At 69.5% G+C, this 2,644-nt stretch carries 3 protein-coding genes and 1 pseudogene; all 4 read left to right on the top strand.

The window, feature by feature from the left end; genetic code table 11:
* A pseudogene (locus HUK82_RS15840) lies at window positions 1–333 on the top strand (rRNA cytosine-C5-methylase); the annotation flags it as partial.
* 85 nt (window positions 334–418) lie between these two features.
* Complete coding sequence (locus HUK82_RS15835; protein WP_176614856.1) at window positions 419–1,654, top strand: aminopeptidase; 1,236 nt, start codon at window positions 419–421, stop codon at window positions 1,652–1,654.
* Complete coding sequence (locus HUK82_RS15830; RefSeq protein WP_176614855.1) at window positions 1,651–2,175, top strand: hypothetical protein; 525 nt, start codon at window positions 1,651–1,653, stop codon at window positions 2,173–2,175. Before HUK82_RS15835 ends, HUK82_RS15830 begins: the two co-directional genes overlap by 4 nt.
* A gap of 12 nt (window positions 2,176–2,187) precedes the next feature.
* On the top strand, window positions 2,188–2,644 hold a 457-nt coding region (locus HUK82_RS15825; protein ID WP_176614854.1), incomplete at its 3' end, for an NAD(P)/FAD-dependent oxidoreductase.

The raw sequence follows: 2,644 nt of genomic DNA, 5'->3' as shown, positions 1-2,644 counted from the left end.
CGACGGCATCCCGATGTTTTGTGGGTGAAGCGCCCGCGCGACGTCACGGCGCTGGCCGAGGGGCAGGCGGCGCTGATCGCGGCGGCGCGTGACATGCTGCGGCCCGGCGGCCGGCTGATTTATGCCGTGTGTTCGCTGCAGGACGAGGAAGGGCCGGCCCAGATGCGCCATGCGGTGACGCTGGGCCTGGTGCCTGACCCTTTCACGGCTGAGGACCTGCCGGGACTGCCGGAGGCATTGACGCCCGAAGGCTGGGTACGGACCAGCCCGGCCCTGTGGCGCGAGCGCGGGGGGATGGACGGCTTTTTCATCGGGCGACTGCGGCGCGTCTGAGCCCTGAGGGGGAGGGGCGCATTGCGTGTGGCGCCCGGACCTCCGATACTGGGTGCCCGCGGCATGGCCGTGCAAAGGAGGTCCGATGTCTGAGAATTTCACCGCGATGCTCGACCGGCTGGGCGAAGTGGCGGTCCGCACGGGGCTCAATCTGGCCTCCGGACAGGAACTGCTGATCACGGCACCGCTGGACGCCGTGCCGCTGGTCCGGCGGATCACGGAGCACGCGTACAAGGCCGGCGCGTCGCTGGTGACATGCTTCTACGCCGATGACGAGACAACGCTGGCGCGGTATCGCTTCGCGCCGGACGCCGCGTTCGATCACGCGGCGGGCTGGCTGTCGGAGGCCACCGCGCAGGCGTTCCGCAACGGCGCGGCGCGCATGGCGATCACCGGCGCCAACCCGTCGCTTCTGGCCGGGCAGAGTGCTGACCGCGTCTCGCGCGCCAGCCGGGCCAGCGCGCGTGTCAGCCGTGCGGCGCTGGAACTGATCACCAATTTCGAGATCAACTGGACCATCGTCGCTTTCGCCACCCCCGCCTGGGCGGCGCAGGTGTTTCCCGATCTGGCGCCCGATGCCGCCGTGGGCGCGCTGTGGGACGCGATCTTCGCGGCGTCGCGCCTGACCGGGTCCGACCCGGTCGCGGCCTGGGCCGAGCACAACGCCGCCCTGCACCGGCGTGCCGGGATGCTCAATGACCTGCGCTTCGACGCGCTGCATTTCACCGGCCCGGGCACCGACCTGCGCGTGGGTCTGGCCGACGGCCACGACTGGGCCGGCGGTTCGGAAGCCGCGAAGAACGGTGTCGTCTGCAACCCCAACATCCCGACCGAGGAAGTGTTCACCACGCCGCATCGGGCGCGGGTCGAGGGGCACGTGTGCAGCACCAAGCCACTGTCCCATCAGGGCACGCTGATCGACGAGATCCGCGTCGAGTTCCACGACGGCGCGATCACCCGGGCCCGTGCGAGCCGGGGCGAGGACGTGCTGCGCAAGGTGCTCGACACCGACGCGGGCGCCCGGCGTCTGGGCGAAGTGGCACTGGTGCCGCATTCATCGCCGATCTCGCAGAGCGGAATCCTGTTCCAGAACACGCTGTTCGACGAGAACGCGGCCAGCCACATCGCGCTGGGACAGGCTTATACCAAATGCCTGCTCGATACCGACGGGCAGAGCACCGAGCAACTCGCCGAGCGGGGCGCCAACAGCAGCCTGATCCATATCGACTGGATGATCGGTTCGGATCGGATCAATGTCGACGGAATCAAGGGGGGTGTCCCGACTCCCCTGATGCGTCAGGGAGAATGGGTCGTCGCATGAACAAGATCGTCGTTTCGTTGTGCGCGGTGGCGTTGGCATCGGTGTCGGTGGCGCCGCAGGTGCGCGCGCAGGATGTCAGTAATGCCCCCGTCGTAGCGCAGGGTGGCCAGCAGGGGCCGCAGATGAGCCCCCAGCAGCAGGCGCGCTTTCGTGCCGAGATGACGCAGGCGGCGGCATTCCCCCTGCCGCAGGACTTCATGCCGCGCATGGCGCGCACCATGACCGAGATCCGCGCGTCGAACATCCAGCCGCCCGATTCGTCGCAGCTGACGCTCGATCAGACGATCGCGCAGGTGCAGGGTATCCCGGGTCTCGCCCCGGTCCTGAGCCGCAATGGCTTTTCAGCCCATGATTTCATCGTCGGCCTGACCGCCTTCGGCATGGCGCTCGCCGTGGTCAATCCGCAGGGCCAGCTTCCGCCGGGCATGCCGACACCGAGCCCGGCCAATGTCGCCCTGCTGCGTGCCCACCCCGATCAGGTGCAGATGCTGATGCAGGTTCTCGGCGGTCAGGCGCAGTAAAGGCGCCGGCCCATGCCTTTGCCTGTGGTGGTGATCGGCGCCGGGCCGGCCGGTCTGGCCTGCGCCGAGGTGCTGGCTATGGGCGGGGCGCGTGTGACCGTGGTCGAGCGTATGCCCTCGGTCGCGCGCAAGCTGCTGATGGCCGGGCGGTCGGGGCTGAACCTGACCCATGCCGAACCTATGGAGCCCTTTCTCGGCCGCTACGGCGATGCGTCGGCGTTTCTGCGCCCCGCGCTCGAGGCGTTCGGGCCGCAGGCGGTGCGCGACTGGGCCCGCGGCCTGGGGGAAGTGACGTTCGTCGGCAGCTCTGGCCGCGTGTTCCCCGAGGCGATGAAAGCATCGCCGCTGGTGCGTGCCTGGATGGTGCGGCTGGCCAATCTGGGCGTGTCGGTGCGCACCCGCACCCGCTGGACGGGCTGGACGCCCGACGGCGTGCGTGTGAGCGGTCCGCAGGGGGAGGCGACGCTTG

The organism is Ameyamaea chiangmaiensis (genome assembly GCF_013376175.1).
GTDB classification, from domain to species: domain Bacteria; phylum Pseudomonadota; class Alphaproteobacteria; order Acetobacterales; family Acetobacteraceae; genus Ameyamaea; species Ameyamaea chiangmaiensis.
Note: the sequence above shows the minus strand (reverse complement) of the source record. Positions and strands in the feature narration are given on the sequence as shown.